24 protein-coding genes and 1 pseudogene are annotated in these 18,241 nt (G+C 67.8%); 16 read left to right on the top strand and 9 right to left on the bottom strand.

The window, feature by feature from the left end; translation table 11 throughout:
• Positions 1-64: 64 nt before the first annotated feature.
• Positions 65-1,003 (top strand): DMT family transporter, encoded by a 939-nt coding sequence (locus F1D05_RS19805; protein ID WP_246485781.1) that lies wholly within the window; start codon positions 65-67, stop codon positions 1,001-1,003.
• On the opposite strand, the gene F1D05_RS19800 is transcribed toward F1D05_RS19805, so the two are convergent.
• The gene (locus F1D05_RS19800; protein WP_185441686.1) at positions 928-1,719 is read right to left on the bottom strand and encodes a TetR/AcrR family transcriptional regulator; all 792 of its coding nucleotides are present in this window, start codon (positions 1,717-1,719) and stop codon (positions 928-930) included. The genes F1D05_RS19805 and F1D05_RS19800 overlap by 76 nt on opposite strands.
• A gap of 52 nt (positions 1,720-1,771) precedes the next feature.
• On the opposite strand from F1D05_RS19800, the gene F1D05_RS19795 reads away from it, so the two are divergent.
• Positions 1,772-2,698, top strand: coding sequence for an SDR family oxidoreductase (locus tag F1D05_RS19795; protein WP_185441685.1), 927 nt, complete (start codon positions 1,772-1,774; stop codon positions 2,696-2,698).
• Positions 2,699-2,862: 164 nt separating this feature from the next.
• On the opposite strand, the gene F1D05_RS19790 is transcribed toward F1D05_RS19795, so the two are convergent.
• Positions 2,863-3,696 (bottom strand): MBL fold metallo-hydrolase, encoded by an 834-nt coding sequence (locus F1D05_RS19790; RefSeq protein WP_185441684.1) that lies wholly within the window; start codon positions 3,694-3,696, stop codon positions 2,863-2,865.
• Positions 3,697-3,895: 199 nt separating this feature from the next.
• Between F1D05_RS19790 and F1D05_RS19785 the strand changes: the two genes are divergently transcribed.
• Complete coding sequence (locus tag F1D05_RS19785) at positions 3,896-4,048, top strand: hypothetical protein (RefSeq protein ID WP_206685767.1); 153 nt, start codon at positions 3,896-3,898, stop codon at positions 4,046-4,048.
• Positions 4,049-4,077: 29 nt separating this feature from the next.
• Here F1D05_RS19785 and F1D05_RS19780 read toward each other — a convergent pair whose 3' ends face one another.
• Complete coding sequence (locus tag F1D05_RS19780; RefSeq protein ID WP_185441683.1) at positions 4,078-4,674, bottom strand: LysE/ArgO family amino acid transporter; 597 nt, start codon at positions 4,672-4,674, stop codon at positions 4,078-4,080.
• 72 nt (positions 4,675-4,746) lie between these two features.
• Between F1D05_RS19780 and F1D05_RS19775 the strand changes: the two genes are divergently transcribed.
• Entirely contained in the window at positions 4,747-5,634 is an 888-nt protein-coding gene (locus F1D05_RS19775) for a LysR family transcriptional regulator ArgP (protein WP_185441682.1), read from the top strand.
• On the opposite strand, the gene F1D05_RS19770 is transcribed toward F1D05_RS19775, so the two are convergent.
• The gene (locus F1D05_RS19770; protein WP_185441681.1) at positions 5,585-5,809 is read right to left on the bottom strand and encodes a hypothetical protein; all 225 of its coding nucleotides are present in this window, start codon (positions 5,807-5,809) and stop codon (positions 5,585-5,587) included. The genes F1D05_RS19775 and F1D05_RS19770 overlap by 50 nt on opposite strands.
• Positions 5,810-5,869: 60 nt before the next feature.
• Between F1D05_RS19770 and F1D05_RS19765 the strand changes: the two genes are divergently transcribed.
• Together F1D05_RS19765 and F1D05_RS19760 are read left to right on the top strand one after the other, a co-directional pair.
• Complete coding sequence (locus tag F1D05_RS19765) at positions 5,870-6,457, top strand: TetR/AcrR family transcriptional regulator (RefSeq protein ID WP_185441680.1); 588 nt, start codon at positions 5,870-5,872, stop codon at positions 6,455-6,457.
• 30 nt (positions 6,458-6,487) lie between these two features.
• Positions 6,488-6,685, top strand: coding sequence for a hypothetical protein (locus F1D05_RS19760; RefSeq protein WP_185441679.1), 198 nt, complete (start codon positions 6,488-6,490; stop codon positions 6,683-6,685).
• Here F1D05_RS19760 and F1D05_RS19755 read toward each other — a convergent pair.
• Positions 6,682-7,551: an SCO6745 family protein gene (locus F1D05_RS19755; protein ID WP_185441678.1), complete on the bottom strand. Its 870-nt coding sequence runs from the start codon at positions 7,549-7,551 to the stop codon at positions 6,682-6,684. The two genes, F1D05_RS19760 and F1D05_RS19755, sit on opposite strands and share 4 nt — an antisense overlap.
• Before the next feature lie 21 nt (positions 7,552-7,572).
• On the opposite strand from F1D05_RS19755, the gene F1D05_RS40475 reads away from it, so the two are divergent.
• Positions 7,573-7,743, top strand: coding sequence for a VOC family protein (locus tag F1D05_RS40475; protein WP_246485780.1), 171 nt, complete (start codon positions 7,573-7,575; stop codon positions 7,741-7,743).
• Here F1D05_RS40475 and F1D05_RS19745 read toward each other — a convergent pair.
• A complete protein-coding gene (locus tag F1D05_RS19745) occupies positions 7,740-8,246 on the bottom strand; it encodes a GNAT family N-acetyltransferase (RefSeq protein WP_206685766.1) in 507 nt (168 codons plus the stop codon). The two genes, F1D05_RS40475 and F1D05_RS19745, sit on opposite strands and share 4 nt — an antisense overlap.
• 72 nt (positions 8,247-8,318) lie before the next feature.
• Here F1D05_RS19745 and F1D05_RS19740 point away from each other — a divergent pair, with 72 nt between their 5' ends.
• Positions 8,319-9,491 carry a calcium:proton antiporter gene (locus F1D05_RS19740; RefSeq protein ID WP_185441676.1) on the top strand — a complete coding sequence of 391 codons (1,173 nt, stop codon included), beginning with the start codon at positions 8,319-8,321 and terminating at the stop codon, positions 9,489-9,491.
• Between the two features lie 45 nt (positions 9,492-9,536).
• On the opposite strand, the gene F1D05_RS19735 is transcribed toward F1D05_RS19740, so the two are convergent.
• Positions 9,537-10,973, bottom strand: a complete 1,437-nt coding sequence (locus F1D05_RS19735) for an ankyrin repeat domain-containing protein (protein ID WP_185441675.1) — start codon at positions 10,971-10,973, stop codon at positions 9,537-9,539.
• Positions 10,974-11,283: 310 nt separating this feature from the next.
• Here F1D05_RS19735 and F1D05_RS19730 point away from each other — a divergent pair, with 310 nt between their 5' ends.
• From F1D05_RS19730 to F1D05_RS19720, 3 genes are read left to right on the top strand one after another with little or no spacing between them, the layout of a single operon-like run.
• Positions 11,284-11,805, top strand: coding sequence for a hypothetical protein (locus tag F1D05_RS19730; RefSeq protein ID WP_206685765.1), 522 nt, complete (start codon positions 11,284-11,286; stop codon positions 11,803-11,805).
• 3 nt (positions 11,806-11,808) lie between these two features.
• Complete coding sequence (locus F1D05_RS19725; protein ID WP_185441674.1) at positions 11,809-12,240, top strand: DCC1-like thiol-disulfide oxidoreductase family protein; 432 nt, start codon at positions 11,809-11,811, stop codon at positions 12,238-12,240.
• The gene (locus F1D05_RS19720) at positions 12,212-12,880 is read left to right on the top strand and encodes a TetR/AcrR family transcriptional regulator (protein ID WP_185441673.1); all 669 of its coding nucleotides are present in this window, start codon (positions 12,212-12,214) and stop codon (positions 12,878-12,880) included. Before F1D05_RS19725 ends, F1D05_RS19720 begins: the two co-directional genes overlap by 29 nt.
• A gap of 3 nt (positions 12,881-12,883) precedes the next feature.
• On the opposite strand, the gene F1D05_RS19715 is transcribed toward F1D05_RS19720, so the two are convergent.
• Positions 12,884-13,243, bottom strand: coding sequence for a DinB family protein (locus F1D05_RS19715; protein WP_246485779.1), 360 nt, complete (start codon positions 13,241-13,243; stop codon positions 12,884-12,886).
• Positions 13,244-13,811: 568 nt separating this feature from the next.
• On the opposite strand from F1D05_RS19715, the gene F1D05_RS19710 reads away from it, so the two are divergent.
• Positions 13,812-15,350 (top strand): DEAD/DEAH box helicase, encoded by a 1,539-nt coding sequence (locus F1D05_RS19710; RefSeq protein WP_185441672.1) that lies wholly within the window; start codon positions 13,812-13,814, stop codon positions 15,348-15,350.
• 136 nt (positions 15,351-15,486) lie between these two features.
• Here the strand turns inward: F1D05_RS19710 and F1D05_RS43055 are convergent.
• Positions 15,487-16,055 (bottom strand): annotated as a pseudogene (locus F1D05_RS43055) (DUF6069 family protein).
• A gap of 71 nt (positions 16,056-16,126) precedes the next feature.
• Between F1D05_RS43055 and F1D05_RS19700 the strand changes: the two are divergent.
• From F1D05_RS19700 to F1D05_RS19690, 4 genes are all read left to right on the top strand, one after another.
• A complete protein-coding gene (locus tag F1D05_RS19700) occupies positions 16,127-16,495 on the top strand; it encodes a helix-turn-helix transcriptional regulator (protein WP_246485778.1) in 369 nt (122 codons plus the stop codon).
• Between the two features lie 3 nt (positions 16,496-16,498).
• On the top strand, positions 16,499-16,684 hold the full coding sequence (locus F1D05_RS40465) for a helix-turn-helix domain-containing protein (RefSeq protein WP_246485777.1): 186 nt from the start codon (positions 16,499-16,501) through the stop codon (positions 16,682-16,684).
• Between the two features lie 161 nt (positions 16,685-16,845).
• Positions 16,846-17,757 carry a phosphotriesterase family protein gene (locus tag F1D05_RS19695; RefSeq protein WP_206685764.1) on the top strand — a complete coding sequence of 304 codons (912 nt, stop codon included), beginning with the start codon at positions 16,846-16,848 and terminating at the stop codon, positions 17,755-17,757.
• Between the two features lie 76 nt (positions 17,758-17,833).
• Positions 17,834-18,202: a DUF1304 domain-containing protein gene (locus tag F1D05_RS19690; RefSeq protein ID WP_185441669.1), complete on the top strand. Its 369-nt coding sequence runs from the start codon at positions 17,834-17,836 to the stop codon at positions 18,200-18,202.
• The last annotated feature ends 39 nt before the right edge of the window (positions 18,203-18,241 follow it).

Below are 18,241 nucleotides of genomic sequence, written 5' to 3'. Positions count from 1 at the left end.
TTCGCTGGTTCCACAGGGTGATTATTCGGTGTCGGCCGAAGCGAGCGGCGCTTACGGTCAGCATGTGATCGGGACCGATAGGCGCCAAGGTTTGCTGGCTGCGGGCGCGGCAGCTGTGACGGTAGTTCTCTGGGCTTCGGCCTTCGTGGCGATCAGGCACGTTGGTCACGAGTTCTCTGCCGGTGCGCTGTCGCTCGGGCGGCTGCTGGTCGGGAGTCTGGTGCTCGGCGCGTTTGTCTTCGCCCGGCCGCGGAGGTGGCCGGCCAAGGGTGACTGGAAGTTGCTGCTCGTCTGCGGGCTGTTGTGGTTCGGCGTCTACAACGTCGCGCTGAATGCGGCCGAGAAGCGGCTGGACGCGGGGACGGCGGCCATGCTCGTGAACATCGGCCCGCTCTTGATCGCGTTGCTCGCCGGCCTGCTGCTGGGTGAAGGCTTCCCGCGGCAGTTGGTGATCGGCAGCATCGCCGCGTTCGGTGGAGTGGTGGTGATCGGTACGTCGTCCTCGGACGGCAAGGCCGAGACCTGGGGAGTGATCCTCTGCATCGTCGCAGCGGTCGCCTATGCGGTCGGGGTGGTGGCGCAGAAGCCCCTGCTCGGCCGGCTTCCCGCACTCGAGGTGACCTGGCTGGCCTGCACGATCGGTGCGGTCGCTTGCCTGCCGTTCGCGCCCGCGCTGGTCCGCGAGACCGGTGACGCCCGGTCGTCGACGATCTGGTGGATCGTGTTCCTGGGTGCCTTCCCGACCGCGTTGGCGTTCACCACGTGGGCGTATGCCCTGGCGCGAACGAGCGCGGGGAAGATGGGCGCGACGACGTACCTGGTGCCGCCGTTGGCGATCTTCCTCGGCTGGCTGTTCCTCGACGAGTCGCCGGCGCCGCTGGCCTTTGCCGGTGGGGCGTTGTGTCTGCTCGGAGTCGCCGTCTCCCGCTATCGGCCGAAGCGCGCGCCGATGCCGGCGACGAACAAACTCAATCCGGTCTCGAAGCCGTCGTCGAACTCGTAGTGCAAGCCGTCCGCGCCGAGCTCCTCGACGATCCGCGTCAGGGTCGGGGCTTGGCCCGGCTGTAGTTTGCTCACCCGTTCCAGCAGATCGGGTGCCAGTTCGAAGGTGTCGGCCCGCACCGATGCTTCGCCGAGGCTGAAGCCGTGGATGAAATCGATCAACGTGTTCACTGCTTCGAAGATCTGGCGCGGGGTCAGCCCGGCCCGGTCGAGTGCCCGGTAGAACGGCTCGACGGTCAGCACGACCACCTCTGACACAGCCGCCGCGTCCGCCAAGACCTGCAGCGCGAGATTCGGGTGCGCCCGCAAGGCGTTCCTGTAGGCGTGGGCCGCGTTCATCAACTCGTCCTGCCATCGGTCCCCGCCGGAGCGAGTGGGGGTGCTGGCTCCTGGACTCCGGCCGGCCGAACGGCGTACGGGGACTTCTCTTCCCGCCTTCCGTGACGTTGTGGCCTCAGCGCGACTCGTGTTGTTGAGGTCGGCGAAGACGAGTTCGGCCAGGCCGGCGAAGACTGCTGCCTTGTTCGGCAGGTGGTGGTAGATCGACATCGGGTTCACCCCGAGGGTCGCGGCGAGGCGGCGCATCGTCATCGCCTCGAGCCCTTCGTCGTCGACGATCCGCAGCGCAGCGTCGAGGATCGTCTGCCGGCTGAGGCGCTCCTCACCCGCTCGCGGCCGTCCCGATCGCCCACCCGCCGGCTTGCCGACATTAACCATACGTCGTATGGTAGCGAAATCATACAGCGTATGGCTACCGCGGGAGGCAGAGATGAGTCACGAGCTGGAGAAGCCGCTGGTCCGGAAGGTGGCGTTGGTGGCGGGTGGGACTCGGGCGGCTGGGCGTGGGGTGGCGGTGCAACTGGGAGCGGCCGGGGCGACGGTGTATGTGACTGGGCGGAGTACGCGTTCAGGGCGGTCCGAGATGGATCGGGTGGAGACGATCGAGGAGACGGCGGAACTTGTCGACGCGGCGGGCGGTCGCGGGATCGCAGTACGGGTTGATCACACCGAGCCGGAGCAGGTTCGGGCGCTGGTCGAGCGGATCGAGCAAGAGCAGGGTGAGCTGCACATCCTGGTGAACGACATCTGGGGTCAGACCGGCGAACCCGACTGGGACAAGACGGTTTGGGAGTCGTCGCTCGAGAGTGGACTGCGGTTGCTGCGGCTGGGTGTGGAGACGCATGCGATCACCAGCCACTTCGCGTTGCCGTTGCTGCTCAAGACGCCGGGTGGGCTGGTCGTCGAGATGACCGACGGCACTGACGAGTACAACGCGACCAACTACCGCGTCTCGTTCTTCTACGACGTCGCGAAGGGCGCGGTGAGCCGGATGGCGTTCGCGCTCGCGCACGAGGTCGGTTCCCGCGGCGGGACAGCCGTCCTGCTGACACCGGGTTGGCTGCGGTCGGAGGCGATGCTCGATGGGTTCGGCGTCACCGAGGAGAACTGGCGGGACGCGACCAAGAACTTCCCGCACTTCGCCATCTCCGAGAGTCCTTCGTACGTCGGTCGCGCGGTCGCCGCACTCGCCGCTGATCCGCAGGTGGCCCGCTGGAACGGCAAGTCCACCTCCAGCGGCGCACTGGCCCAGCTCTACGGCTTCACCGACCTGGACGGCAGTCAGCCCGACGCCTGGCGCTACATCGTCGAGATCCAGGACCCCGGCAAACCCGCCAACACTACCGGCTACCGCTGAGCACCCTGGACCTGCAGGCCATCAGTGGTTGGGGTTTCGGGGCGGGTTGAGCGGTGCTTGAGCGTGGGCGGGGAGATCGGAGCGGAGTACTGATGGCGTGGCAGTCCGCGATCAGAGGCGAAGCGGTGAGTAGGCGCACTCAAGTCCGCCGGGCTGTGTGCGGGTTAGAGCCGGTGGGGTGGGCACGGGGTCAGGAGGTCGGTGCGGGGTGGTGGGTGGCTGGAGCTAGTTGGGCGGGTTGCTCGCAGGTGGTCTGCGGTGATGGTTGAGGCGGGGTGGGCGGCGGCGAGGGGGGTGCCGGTGGTGGTGGCTAGGGCTAGGACGTCGTGGCGGGAGGTGGTGGCGATGGTGGGGTTGCGTTCGTAGACGTAGGTGAGTTCGGGCCACCGGGCCTGGGCAGGGTGGACGAGGACGTCCCCGCCGAGGATTGCTACCTCGGTGATCACGCACTGGTGGCCGGGTGTGTGCCCTGGGGTTGGCAGCAGCCTGAGGCCGTTCAAGGTGGTCTCGCCCGACACCGTGCGGAGTTGGCCGGCTGCGGCGATCGGCTTGAGGTAGCGCTCGTACGTCGGGCCGTCGCCGAGGTGATCCAGTTCGGCCTGCTGTACGACGTACGTCGCGTTGGTGAACCGCGGCCGGTTCTCCTCGGCGGTGTTCCAGCCCGCGTGGTCCAGATGGACATGGGTCAGGATCACCGTGTCGATCTCGTCGGCACCAACCCCTGCCGCGGCCAGCAACCCAGGTAGTCGCCCGGTCGTGCCCAGCCAGTTGGCCGCCTCACTCCCAGCCGGCCCGATCCCGGTATCGACCAAGACCGCTCCACGATCGGACGTCACCAGGTAGCTGTGGAAGTGCAGCAGCCAGCCGCCGTCCGCGGCCACGTTGCCCGGCAGGTTCGCCTCGGTCCACGCCTGGTGCTCCGAAGACCACCCCGGCAGCGCAGCCTCCACCGCCTCCGGAAAGACAGCAACGGCATCGCACAACACTGTGACCTCCACCCCAGGCCTCCCCCTTCGCAAGCAGTTCGCTCAGCTCAGTGTGCCGGAGCAGCGGTTTGCTCCAGGGTGGCGCGATGGCGACGGTTCGTCCTGATCAGGACGTCGAGTGAGTCACGGGTGCTGATGAGATCGTCGATGTGTTTGCTGATCCGGTCGCGCTCGAGCACGAGACGATCACTGGCTCGGTCTCGGCGCAGACTTGATCAGCTTCGGCCGGGCCTTCATCGCCAACCCGGATCTGGTCGAGCGGCTACGCCTGGACCTGCCGATCGCGGCCGACGACCTAGCCAGCTGGTACGCCGGCGGCGACACCGGCTACCTGACCTACCCCGCCTACCAGCACGCGGCCTGACCGGCGCACTCCTCGTCGGCGAAGAGCGATCAGGGGATGACCATCCAGGTCGCGAGTGTGGCCATCACCAGCGCGATGCCGCCGTCGAGGAACTGCCAGGCGCGCGGCCGGGCGAAGATCGGTCCCAGCTTGCGGGCGAGATAGCCGAGCGCGAAGAACCAGCCGAAGCTGGCCGCGACCGCGCCGAGACCGTAAAGCCATCGCCCGTCCGTACCGCGCTGGTTTGCAAGCGAACCCAGCAGGACAACGGTATCGAGGTACACGTGCGGATTGAGATACGTGAACCCAAGACAAGTCAGTACTACGCTCCGCAGCGCCGCCGGTGCGTGATCCGCCGGGCTCATCGCCCCCGGGTTGAAGGCCCGCCTCGCGGCGATCACGGCGTACGTGAAGAGGAAGGCAGCGCCGCCGTACTTCGCGATGTTCAGCGCGGTCGGGCTGCTCTCGATCAGGGCGCCGAGTCCGGCGATCCCGCCGGAGATGAGCAAGGCGTCCGAGACGGCGCAGGTCAGGACCACCGGCAGGATGTGCTCGCCGCGCAGTCCCTGGCGCAGGACGAAGGCGTTCTGCGCTCCGATCGCGACGATCAGGGAAAGCGACGTGGCAAAACCTGCTAGCAGGGGCATGACTCGACCGTATGGCTCGGAGTCGCAGCAGACCAGCTAAAGATTCTTCACCGGCATTAGCATTGCTTCATCATGCAGATCGACTCCGCACAGCTCGACACCTTCGCGGCCGTGATCGACGAGGGCAGCTTCGAGGCGGCCGCCCGGCGGCTGCGGATCACCCCGTCAGCAGTGAGCCAGCGAATCAAGGTTCTGGAGAGCCGGCTCGGTCATGTCCTGATCCAGCGGACCAAGCCGGCTCGGAGTACGGAGGCCGGCGAGGCGCTGCTGCGGCTGGCCCGGCAGGTGGACCTGCTGGAGACCGAGGCGATCGCCTCGGTCAAGGGCAAGGTGGAAGGGCTACGGCTACCGATCGCGGTGAACGCGGACTCGCTCAACGGCTGGTTCCTGCCCGCCCTGCTCGACGTACCGCCGGAGCTCGTGACGGCCTTCGACCTGCGCCAAGAGGACCAAGATCACTCGGCCGAGCTGCTCCGCAACGGCACCGTGCTTGCTGCGGTGACAGCCGATCCGCGGCCGGTGCAGGGCTGCCGGGTTCGGGCCTTGGGGAAGATGCGATATCTGTCGATCACCACGCCCGAGTTCGCCGAGCGCTGGCTGACCGGGCGGCCGCTCGTGGACGCTATGCAGACCGCGCCGATGATCGTCTTCAACGCTAAAGACACGCTGCAGCACCGGTTGATGCGCAAGGTGACCCGGCGCCGCCTCGACCCGCCGGTCCACTCGATCCCCGCGCCGGGGCCGTTCGTCCGGGCGATCCGGCTCGGCCTCGGCTGGGGGATGATCGAGGAGGAGGTGGTCGAGGCAGACCTGGTGGCCGGCTGCCTGGTAGAAGTTGCCCCCGGCAAGTATGTCGACGTACCGCTGTACTGGCAGCACTGGAAGCTCGACTCCGCCGTCCTGGACGCACTCACCACCGCCGTACTGCGGGCTGCCGCGACGGGCCTGCGTAGTCCCTGAGCTCGACCTTGTTGCCGACCTTCAGCGGCATCTCCTCGATCAGCCTGCGCCACGGCAGGTAGGGCATCAGCCGGAAATTCAGGTTACGAAAGGCAGCGAACCACCGGCTGCCCGGGATGAACCACCTCGCCCCGTCGACCCCCCGCTTCTGACAGGCCTCGTCGACCTCCCGCATCACGATGGTCTTAGACGCCCGTACAAGACGTTCGTATCAGACGGCGATAGAGTGGTCGGCATGGGAAACCGCGAGGCTTTGATCGAGGGCGCCAAGACCTGCCTGATGGAGAAGGGCTACAGCCGGACGACGGCGCGCGACATCGCGACCGCGGCCGGCGTCAGCCTGGCGGCCATCGGCTACCACTTCGGGTCGAAGGACGACCTGATGAACGAGGCGATGCGAGAGGCCCTGGACGAGTGGGGCGCGGAGGTCGGTACGGCGATGGCGGCCGGGCTCGGCGCAGCAGCGGGGGCTCGTGAGCGATTCGTGGAGACCTGGCGGCTCGCGGTGGGAACGCTGTCGACACCTACTACGCGGGCGCTGTGGCTGACCCAGTTCGAGGTGCTCAGCCAGGGAGCGCATCAGCCGGAGCTGCTACGGGAGCTGTCCAACCTGCGGGGAGAAGCGCGGGAGGGCGTTGCGACACTGTTCGGTGCCGTGGGTCCCGAGACACCTGAGTCCGAGGTGCAGCTCGTCGGATCGTTCATGCAAGCCCTACTGCTCGGCGTGGTGGTGCTGTGGCTGTTCGACCCAGCCAAGGCCCCTACAGGCGAGGATCTCGCCAAAGCCCTGGAGCTGGTCTCCACCCGCATCCAAGCGAGCTAGTCTCAACAGCGTCTGCCGAAAGGGACTGGGATGAAGAAGGTTGTGCTGACCGCGCTCGGGGTGCTGCTGACGGTTGCCGGGGTGGTGTGGGCACTGCAAGGTCTCGGGTACATCGGTGGCAGTTCGATGAGCGGCCAGAGTCTCTGGGCGATCGTCGGCCCGATAGTCGCGGCCCTGGGCGTCGCCCTCATCTACGTGACCTTCCGCGGACCGGAGAAACGGCGCTAGCTCGGGAGTTCGTTCTTCTCCCAGCGCAGAGCCATCGGGTTGTCGGGCGGGATCAGGCCCGAGGCCATGATCGCGCCGGTGAACGGGCGGATCAGCCGGTCAAGTTCTTCGGTCGCGGCGTCGCCGAGCCTCGACCAGCCCTGCTCGGCCAATGCGTCGGTGGTGTCCTCGACCTGCTGGCGAAGCGCTCGACCCTGCTCGGTCAGGGTGCCGTCGGCCGCGAGTAGTCCCCGAGACCTGAGGTCCTCCTCGGCTTCGGCCCACTCGTCATCGCTCCACCGCCGGGCAGCCCGGTAGACCGCCTTGGACGGGCCACCCGCCGCGGACATGGTGATGTTCGCCTGGCACGGGGTGATGCCCGCAGTGACCAACGCTGAGACATGGCCGTCGCCTCTGGACTCCCTGAGGATCGTGGTGGCGTGCCAGAGATCCAGATGCGGCTCGCCGGGCCAGGGCAGGGCGGCATTCGCGGCACCGATCGGCCGGCCGGCGACGGGTGCCACCTCGGCTGCCTGGCGGGCCAATTCCGCCGTACGGCGAAGGACCGTGCCCGCGTCGGGCAGCATCCGGCGTACGGCGTGGTCCACGGCCTCCATCCGCGCCTTCAGCACCTGGTCGGGCGAGGCGAGTCCCCAGGCGTCGGGGAGGGCGCGGGCGACCATCGACGGGTGAAAGTTGTAGAAGACGGCTGTGACCACCTCGGGACCGACCTGGCCGAGCGGAGCGGCGCGGCAGGCGAAGTAGCTCATCCAGCCACCGCGCAATCCGAGTGCGTCGGTCGCCTGCCGCGTCTCGGGGGCGAAGTAGCTGATCGCGTGGTACGGCTCGAGGGCTTTCCACATCCGGCGTGCGCGCGTCTCCGACATACCCCCGAGTTAACCAAACGATTGGACCCAACCCGTCGCCTCCGGCGAGCCTTCGGCCATGAGTCGCTCGGCGGCAAGCGGGTGTCGGTCGGCCAGGACGAGTCCGTCTCCTGGGTCGTGATGGCCGACCCCGAGGGCAACGAGTTCTGCGTACTCCGTGCCTTCACGCCCGAGGAGCTGGCTTCGTTCTAGAGCGGCCGGTGCATCACGTGGAGGCCGACGTAGCCGTGGGTGGGGTGCAGGAACGCCTCCGGCACGGTGCCGATGATCTGGAAGCCGAGGTCCTGCCAGAGCCTGACCGCTCGCTCGTTGGCCTCCACCACCGCGTTGAACTGGATCGACCGGAAGCCGCTCGCGGCTGCCCAGTCGATCATGTCCTGGCAGAGCGCCCGGCCGACGCCGCGGCCCCGCTTCGATCCGTCGACCATGAAACTCGCGCTGGCGACGTGTGAGCCGGGTCCCGGCCGGTTCGGGTACATGTTGGCGCTGCCGAGAACAGTGCCGTCGGCATCGACGGCGACCGTGGTCCGGCTCAGCTTCGAGCCCGACGGTGACATCCACAGCGAGCGGGCCTGCTCGTCGGTCAGCTCCGGGTCGTAGGTGTAGGTCTCGCGCGCGGTGACGATCTCGCGGAAGAACGGCCAGATCGCGGCCCAGTCGTTCGCGACGGCTTCCCTGATCTGCACAGTTTCCATAATGCGAAAAGCATCACCTCCGCAGCGCCAGTTGCCAACTGGATTCCTGTCGGCCTAATACACTCGCTGGGGATGACAGAGACGGTTGTCCATGGGTTGCCGCGCTGGAGTCTGGCCGTGCCCCCACTCGCCCTCGTCGTACTGGTGCTGTCCTGGGGCCGGGACCTAGGTGCGCTACTGCTGATCCTGGTCTGCGCCGGGCTCGGTGCCGCGGTGATCGCGGCCGTCCACCACGCCGAGGTGGTGGCCCACCGGGTCGGCGAGCCGTTCGGCACGCTGATCCTCGCGCTCGCGGTGACCATCATCGAGGTCGCCCTGATCGTGACGCTGATGGCGTCGGGCGGCGACAAGGCCGCCTCGCTGGCACGCGACACCGTGTTCGCCGCGGTGATGATCACCTGCAACGGGATCCTCGGTCTTGCACTGGTGGTCGGGTCGCTGCGGCACAAGACGCAGGCGTTCCGGGTGCACGCGTCCGGCAGCGCGCTCGCGGTGATGACCGCGCTGGTGACGCTGAGCCTGGTGGTGCCGACCTTCACGACCAGTACGCCGGGGGCCACCTTCAGCTCGGCGCAGCTCGCGTTCGCCGGTGTGACCTCGCTCGTGATGTACGGCGTATTTGTGTTCGTCCAGACCATCCGGCACCGCGACTACTTCCTTCCGATACCTACCGCGGAGACTCCTGCCGCAATGACCGCGGTCTCTGCGGCCGGCGGTAAGGCGACAGGCGAAGCCGACGAGGACGTCGAGGACGACGGGGTCGGGGTGGTGCACGCGGCGGCTCCGAGCTCGCGAGTGGCGCTGACGAGCCTGGCCTTGTTGTTCGTCTGCCTGATCGCGGTCGTCGGGTTGGCGAAAACGGTGTCGCCGAAGCTGGAGTCAGCGGTCGAGTCGGCCGGTGCGCCGCTCGCGGTCGTCGGCGTGGTGATCGCGTTGCTGGTGCTGCTGCCCGAGACGGTCGCCGCAGTACGGGCCGCGTTGCGGGATCGCTTGCAGACCACCCTGAACCTGACCCTCGGGTCCGCACTCGCGAGCATCGGACTGACGATCCCCGCGATCGCCATCGCATCGATCTGGCTCGACGGGCCGCTGGTGCTCGGCCTGAGTGGCAAGGACATGGTGCTCTTCGCACTGACCGTCGTGGTGAGCATGCTGACCCTGGCGACCGGTCGGGCCACGTTGCTGCAGGGCGCAGTACACCTGATGATCTTCGGCTCGTTCCTGTTCCTGACGGTGAGCCCGTGAAAGCCGAGTACGCACGGATGACGGCTGCGTGATGCTGGAGATCCGCTACAACGTGTCCAGGTAGTCGACAATCTCCTGCTGGTTGTTGTGCTCGGCCCAGCCGCGCGGGGTGCTGTGGTAGTGCGGATCCTCGACGGTCGGGTCCGCGCCGAGCTCGATCAGCTTCCGCACGGTGTCGAGGTGCCCGAGCAGTGCGGCCAGGTGCAACGGTGTCCTCATCCGGCCGACGTTGAGGTCGAACCCCAACTCCTGCAGCGGTCGCAGCGCGTGCGTCGCACCGATCTCGGCGACGCGGATCGGCAGCAGTGGGTTGCGAGCGACGGCCCGGGCGGCGAGATCCGGATCCGCGTCGACGGGGTCGCCCCGCAGTACGGCGGCATAGAGCTCGCCGACATCGTCGAGAGGTGTCGCGCCCTTCTCCAGCAGGAGTTCCGCGATCTCGGTGTGGCCTTGGATCGCAGCTAACTCGTACGCGCGATGGCCCGCGAAGATCGGGTGCTCGGTCCCGCGCCGGTCGGGGTCGATTCCCTGCGCGAGCACGAGTTCGACGCGATGCAGCAGGCCCTCGTGCGAGGCGAAGACCAGTTCGTCTTCGAGGAGTTGCCGCGGGGTCGGATGCGCGGTGGTCATCCGCTCGTGCCAGGGACCGCCGTCGCCCTTGCCGAGCCCGAACTCCAGCAGCAGTTCGAGATGCGCATCGTCGTACGGCGGGGGACAGCCCGGGCCGCAGTTGTACATCGTCTGGCTGTCGTTCGCGTCGGCGCCGGATTCGAGCAGCAGCCGGGCGAGGTCGAGCCGGTTCGGGTGCGGCGGCTGATCGCCTTCACCACGGCCGAAAGCGCCGGTGACAGCGGTGAACGGCGAGGGCATGCCTTGCCAGAGATAGCCGGCGTTCGGGTCGGCGCCGTTGTCCAGCAGGAGTTTCGCGACGGCCACGCGACCGTCGACCTCGAGCCGGGAGTAGGTGAGGTAGAGCAGCGGCTCCCAGCGATACGGACCACCTTCGCGGGAAGCTGATGCCGGATCGGCTGCCAGTGCCGCAGCGACCACGCTCGGCTCGGCGGCGACCACCATCGTGTAGATGTTGCTGAGAGCAACTTCTGGGAAGTCGTTCAGCAACGAGCGGGCGGTGGTTCGGCCGGCTGGATCATCCTGGCCGTAGTGCAGCGTGGCCAGCTTGAGGAATTCGTCGGCCCGCTGCTCCGGGGTGTCCAGCGGGCCGCCCACCGACTGCTGATGTGGCGATCGGCTGTAGTGGCCGACCAGCTCGATGTGGTGCACGAGTCGCGCCCAGCTGGCGAAGCCGTAGCTTCGGGCGATCACCAGCTGCGCTCCGGCAAGACCGTCGACGCCGGTGGGATGGAACTCCGCGGCCAGTGCCAGCGCCTCGGGATCTGCCGCCTGGACCTTCTTCAGCAGGCTCTTGGCCTGCTTCTTCAGGTGCTCGAGGCTCGGGTCGTTCGGGAGATTTCGGGTCGGCATGGCGACCTCCTCTCTACGAGCCTGCTGTCCGCGTCGTCAGGCGAGAAAGGAGGTGGGCAATACCGCACAACCTTGTATCCAGGTGGGCTGAGCCCTTCCCGCGGACCGGTGGCACCCTGAGTGCCTGCGACGACTGTACTCCGGCCCGCCGACGGTTGTCAGGCCTTGACCTGAGCAGGGCACGATGGTCGGCATGACGCGCTGGGCGCGGGTCCGCTAGCTGCGGCGGCGATGAGACGCGGGTCACCGCGGCGCTGACTTGAACATGTTCAAAACTTCGGCCTACGATCGTCACGACCCAGAATTGAACATGTTCAAGAGTGAGGATGTGAGTGCGATGACAGTGCTGGCCTATCTGGTCTACCTGGTGATCTCGGTGCCGCTGACGATCTGGGTGGCGCGGACCCTGAGCCACAACGGGCGGGTGTTCCTGATCGACGTGTTCGACGGCAACAACGATTTCGCCGACGCGGTGAACCGGCTGCTGGTGGTCGGCTTCTACCTGGTCAACCTCGGTTTCGTGACCCTGTTCCTGCGGACCCGGGACACCGTCGCCGACGCCCGCGGCGCGATCGAGCAGCTGAGCATGAAGCTCGGCACCGTGCTGGTGGTGCTCGGCATCCTGCACCTGCTGAACGTCTGGATCTTCAACGCGATCCGCCGCCGCAGCCGGCAGGAGGAGATGACCACTCCGCCGGTCCCGCCGAACAACGTCATCCCGCAAGGGCAGAACGGTCCCCAGGGCCCGTTCCAGAACAACCCGTTCCAGCCGGTTCAGGGGCCGGGTGTGCCGTTCACCGGAACGCAGTACCCGATGCCTGGCGGCTACTGAGCTATGCAGGCGCTAGTGGTTCTGTACGACGCGCAGTGCGGCCTCTGCCGCCGGTTCAAGGAGTGGCTGGCGGTGCAGCGGCCGGCTAGGAACGGCAGTGGCGGGGTAGTCCAGCTCGGGTTTGTCGCGGCGGGGTCGGCAGACGCGAGAAGGCTCTACCCGACGCTGGATCACGAGGCCACGCTGCGCGAGGTGACAGTGGTCGCCGATGACGGTTCCGTGTACGTCGGCGACCGGGCGTGGATCGTCTGCCTCTGGGCGACCTCGGAGCACCGGCACACCGCAGTACGGCTTGCTAGTCCGGCGATGCGGCCAGTGGCCAAGGCAATGGTTCAGGCGGCGGCCGGGCTGCGGAGTTGGAGCACACTGCGGAGTGATCCGGCAGGGGGTGACTACGCTGACGGATGTGACGGACAGTGCGACCGCCAAGGGTGAGCAGACGCGTGAGCTGATCCTGTCGACCGCGCTGCGGCTGTTCCGCGAGCAGGGGTACGGCAAGACCACCATGCGGGTGATCGCCGCCGAGGCAGGTGTCTCTGTCGGCAACGCGTACTACTACTACAGCTCCAAAGAGCACCTCATGCAGGCGTACTACGACCACCTGCAAGCCCTGCACCGGGAAGCCGTCGGGGACATCCTGGCCCGGGAGAAGACCTTCGCCAAGCGACTGGGTGAGGTGCTGCACAGCTGGCTCGAGGTGTCCGAGCCGTACCACGAGTTCGCCGGGACGTTCTTCAAGAGCGCCGCGGAGCCGAAGAGTCCGCTGTCGCCGTTCAGTGAGCAGTCGAGGCCTGCCCGGGACGCCAGCGTCGAGGTCTTCCGGCTGGTCGTCGAAGGGTCGGACCTCAAGCTGGCTGCGGATCTGAAGGCCGAGCTGCCGGAGCTGCTCTGGCTGATGCAGATGGGGATCGTGCTGTTCTGGGTCCACGACGACAGCGACGGTCTGCGCCGGACCAAGGCCTTGATCGACCGCTCGGTCCCACTCGTGGACAAGCTGCTCCGGCTGACCCGGATCCCCGGCGTCCGCGGCGTCACCAACGACATCGTCGCCCTGATCCGCTCGATCAGGCCCTGAGGTTCATTCGCCGGTCCGGCCGTCGATCCGTTCGCGGAGGAGGTCGGCGTGGCCGTTGTGGCGGGAGTACTCCTCGATCAGGTGGAGGTAGAGCCAGCGCACGGAGTACAGCTCGGTCTCTCGGCGCGGCCGGTGGAAGGTGTGGTCGAGGTCATAGCCGGCGCCGATCTCGTCGGACAGCTTGACGATCTCCTGGTACTGCGCGACGTCGTGCTCCACGAGGGCAGGATCGACCAGGTCGAAGTCCCCGTCGGGATGCTCGTCGGTCCACAGCACGGGGGAGATCGGGCGTTTGTCGAGGCAGATCTGGAACCAGTAGCGCTCGACCTCGGTCAGGTGCCGGACAAGTCCGAGGAGGCTCATCGTGGACGGCTCCACGCCGGCCCGCGGCCAGTTGCGCGCCGGTCAGCCCCGATGTCTTCCACAGCAAGGTGCCGCGGTGGTAGTCGAGGAACCCTTGCAGCAGCTCTCGTTCACTCGCAGTAGTGGGTGGTTCCACTCGGAACTTCTCGTCGTCAGACACGGCTGAAGTTCAACAGATCGGTAACTCTCTGCCAATGGTCCAGCAGTGCCGTACACTAGCTGTGACGGCCGCCCAGTTCTGCCTCGGCCGATCCAGTGCATACGCTGCGCTAGCAGTCGACCACCACGCGCCGCGGCCCTATGGCTGCGCCGGGCAGGACGACCCCCCGATCTTTTGGAGTACTTCATGGCGGCACGCCGCCCCAGCAGCACCACGCCCAATTCCGCTTCTTCTAGTTCCGCACGGCCCCCGCGCGCCCAGGGTGAGGCCCCGGCGCGTCCCCGCCGCCGGCGCCGTACCGGTGCAGGAGGAAACAACTCCGGTACTGAGAGTTCGCGCGCCGCCGGCACATCAGCTGGCGTTGCCGAGAGCAATCAAGCCAACACGTACACCGAGGTCGCCGCCGCGGTGATCGACGAGAACCTGACCTTCGACGACCTCGGCGTTCCGGCCGGACTGGTCAAGGCGCTGGCCTCGGCAGGCATCCTCAAGCCGTTCCCGATCCAGGCGGCCACGCTGCCGGATTCGCTGGCAGGCAAGGACGTCCTCGGTCGCGGCCGGACCGGTTCCGGCAAGACCTACGCGTTCGTCCTGCCCGTGCTCGCCCGGCTCACCCAGAGCACCAGCAAGCGCCGGCCGAACCAGCCGCGCGCGCTGATCCTGGCGCCGACCCGCGAGCTCGCGACCCAGATCCAGGCCTCGATCACGCCGCTGACCGACGCGCTCGACCTGCGCACGATGACCATCTTCGGTGGCGTCGGCGCCGGTCCGCAGATCACCGCGCTGCGGCGCGGCGTCGACATCGTGATCGCCTGCCCGGGCCGGCTCGAGGACCACGTCAAGACCGGTCACGCCAAGCTCGACCAGGTCGAGATCACCGTGCTCGACGAGGCCGACCACATGGCCGACCTCGGCTTCCTGCCCGCCGTCCGGCGGATCCTGGAGGCCACTCCGGCGAACGCCCAGCGGCTGCTGTTCTCGGCCACCCTGGACGCCGGCGTCGACGTGCTGGTCAAGCGATTCATGAAGTCGCCGGTGACCCACAGCGTCGACTCGGCCCAGTCGCCGGTCGCCAAGATGAGCCACCACGTGCTGCACGTCCAGTCCGACACCCGCTTGCCGGTGCTCGTCGACCTGACCGCCGCACCCGGCCGCACGCTCGTCTTCACCAGGACGAAGTACGGCGCCAAGTCACTCACCAAGAAGCTCATCGCGCTGGGTGTCCCAGCCGTGGAGCTGCACGGCAACCTGTCCCAGGGCGCCCGGACGCGGAACCTGGAGGCCTTCTCCGACGGTTCCGCCAAGACGCTGGTGGCGACCGACATCGCGGCGCGAGGCATCCACGTCGACGACGTCACCCTGGTGATCCACGCCGACCCGCCGATCGAGCACAAGGCGTACCTGCACCGCTCGGGCCGTACTGCGCGCGCAGGCGCCGAGGGCACCGTCGTCACGCTGATGACCGACGACCAGGTCCGCGACGTCCGGGACCTGACCCGCAAGGCCGGCATCGCCGCCAAGGTGACCAAGCTCCGCGTCGGCGACCCGCTGCTCGCAGAGCTGGCTCCGGGTGAGCGCACCTTCGTCACACCGACCGTCAAGGTCGTCAGCGACGATGCGGTACGCCGTACCGGCGGTGGCTCAGGCGGTCGCGGCTCTGCCGGTCGCGGTCGCGGCGGACGCACTGGCGGTGCTCGCGGTACTGCTGGCGCACGCAGCGCTGGCGGCGGTCGCGGCGCAGCCGGTGGAGGCGCGAGCTCCGGCGGTCAGAGCCGGGGCGCAAGCTCCGGTGGCGGCCAACGCGGCGCGGGTCAGGCAACCAAGACCCGCTCCCAGGGTCGCGGTGGCTCGGCCGCTCCGAAGACCTACAGCACCAGCACTCCGGGCGCGAGCAGCCGTTCAGCAGGCGCCGCAGCCTTCTCGGCGGGCAGCCGCCGCAGCCGCTAGTAGCACCAGCTTGCAGAAAGGGGCCCAGCCGAATCGGCTGGGCCCCTTCCGCTTGGGTCGTCCAGCCCACGCCGGCCCCTCATGATCCGGAAGTTTGCTGCCACACAAGCACGCCGAACATGTAGCTTCGTCATGGTTAGCAGCAAGGCGCGACCACCCTGCCACGGCCGCCTCCGTCGCAGCCGCTCTGCGTAGCTCCAGCACAAAACCAACGATTGGCCAGGCTGGCCCCCGGGGATTGTCGAGAGCTGCTGAGGGGTGTGTCCGTTAGGGGATCCTGGTGCCATCCGAGCGAGCATTGCCGATTGCGGCGGTGGTCGTACGGCCGTCGGTCGGTGCCGTCGGCGCCAGTTAGGCGGTTGGTGTACTGGCCTTCCGTGGGCAGCGTCGGGATGAGTACGGCGGCGACGGTGAGGTGGATCAGGCAGAGCGTGGTCTTGGTGCCGGTGGTGGCTCCGGCGAGGAGGATCGGCGCGAAGGACAGCAGAAGTATCGAGGCGCGAGCACGCTCCAGATGGTGGTGGCCCGGAGGGTGTAGTGCTCCAGTAGGGCAAGCGCACCCCAGCCGAGCAGGGAGATCACGAGCGTGAAGCCGGCGATGAGAGGCAGGCCGATGGCCTGAGACCCCTGTCCATTGTGCTGATCGACGCTCAGGTCGGCTCCCAGCAGGCGGGCGATGAGCCAGAGCAGGCTGGTGGCGAGCACCGCGCCACCGACGGCAGCCGCTCTGACGGGCCGGCGCTGAGCACTGGGGCTGGTGTTCTGGGACCCCCGACATGGTCCACCTGCCCGCCCGCTTCGGACACCGCGCCCAACTCCGCGCCGCCGTCGACCTGCTCGCCGTCGAACTCGATCACCCCCGCCTCGGCACCGACACCATCGTGCCCGCCCTGCTCGACTCGCTGCTCCTCTACATCCTGCGAGCCTGGTTCGACGAACAACCCGAACCGAGCAACACCGCAGGCTGGGCCGCGGCACTGGCCGACCCTGCGATCAGCGCCGCGCTGCACGCCATCCACCGCGACTCCGCCCACCACTGGACGTTCCAGACACTGGCCGCACAGGCGGGCCTGTCCCGCGCGGCCTTCGCCAAGCGGTTCACCGCACTGATCGGCCAACCGCCCCTCGCCTACCTGACCTGGTGACGCGTGACCACCGCGGCGCGGATGCTCCACGGATCCGACGCCCCGCTCAGGCACGTCGCTGCCCAGACCGGCTACACCTCAGAATTCGCCTTCGCCAACGCCTTCAAACGCCAGTACGGCACCGCACCCGGCAGATACCGCCGCCACCGCCAACCGGGAACCGGGAACAAACAACAGACCTGGGCGTAACCACACCTCAGCCAGCTGCTTGGCGGCCACACGACACAGCTTGCTCACCAGCGTTACGGACCGGTCGAGGCCGCCGAGCTGAAGAGACGGTTGGGGCAAAGCAGTCGCCGAGCTCACTCTGGCGGCGGCGTGGGTTGGGCGGGCTCAGCCACAATGGGGTGGTGAAGGTACGTACAGTTCTTGGGGATCTGTCGGCCGGTGAGTTGGGAGTTACCGACTCGCATGATCATCTGTTCTTTCGTAGTGCGCTGCTTCCAGGGCAGGAGTTGGATGATCCTGAGGCGGCGTTGCAAGAGGCAAAGGATTTTGCGGCTGCCGGTGGGCGCACGATCGTGCAGTGGACGCCGTACGGGCTGGGGCGGGGCGCGGAGTGGTTGCCGGAGATCGCGAAGTCGGCTGGGGTGCACGTGGTCGCGGCGACCGGGTTTCATCGGGCCGACCATTACGCCGCCGAGGTGGTCGCCGAAGTCAGGCCGAGGCTGGCGGAGTTGTTTGTTCGGGAGTTGACAGACGGGATCGGCGATACCGGTGTGAAGGCCGGGATGATCAAGGTGGCCGGGGGTTTCCACGTCCTCGATGCTCATGCGCGCGAGGTCCTGATTGCCGCCGCGGAGGCGCATCACGCGACCGGGGCGCCGATCGGGATCCATCATGAACTGGGCAGCGGCGCCGACGCGGTACTGGAGCTGTTGGTGGACGACCGGGGTGTGCCGCCGACGAGCGTGATCCTGGGGCACCTGAACCGTTTCCCCGATCACGAGCTGCATCTCGAAGTGGCCGCCCGTGGCGCGTTTCTGGCCTTCGACGGGCCGTCGCGGGCGAACAACGCGACGGATCCGCACCTGTTCGAGTGCCTGGGCGCGCTGGTCGATGCCGGGTACGCCGGTCAGCTCCTGCTCGGCGGCGACACCACCACCGCGAAAGCGCGGGGCGCGACCGGCGAGGGACCGGGGATGCCCTATCTGCTCACCGGGCTCCGGCCGCGCTTGATTCGCCGGTTCGGCGAGGAGTTCGCTGCCGACATGTTCGTCGCCAATCCCGCCCGCGCCTTCGCGGCTCCGTGGGCCGGATGACTGCCTGTCGGTGCAGGGCCGGGTTCCGGGCGTGGGAAATCTGTTGCCGGAGGCACGGGGGCGGTACGGTTCGCTCGTGAATACCGTCGCGCAGATCTTCGTCGGCCTCGCCGGCGCCTTCCACTTGGCCGTGTTCGTGATGGAGAGCCTGCTGTTCCGGAAGCCCAGCACCTACCGGCGCTTCCTGATCCCGAACGAGACCGAGGCCGCGATCGCCCAGCCGTGGGCGTTCAACCAGGGCTTCTACAACCTGTTCCTCGCGCTCGGCGCGTTCGGCGGCCTGATCGGCGGTGGCGACAAGGGACACGCGATCGCGCTGTTCGCCTGTGCCTGTATGGCCGGCGCCGGCATCGTCCTGGTCGCGTCGAACCGCAAGATGCTCCGCTCGGCGGTCCTGCAGGCCGGTCCGCCGATCATCGCGCTGGTGCTCGCCGCCGTCCTCTGATCTTCAAGTGCACTTGAAGTCGAAGGGTTGACTTCAAGT

It is taken from the genome of Kribbella qitaiheensis, from assembly GCF_014217565.1.
Taxonomy (GTDB): domain Bacteria; phylum Actinomycetota; class Actinomycetes; order Propionibacteriales; family Kribbellaceae; genus Kribbella; species Kribbella qitaiheensis_A.
The sequence above is the reverse complement of the archived record's forward strand: the minus strand, read 5'-3'. Positions and strand labels throughout refer to the sequence as shown.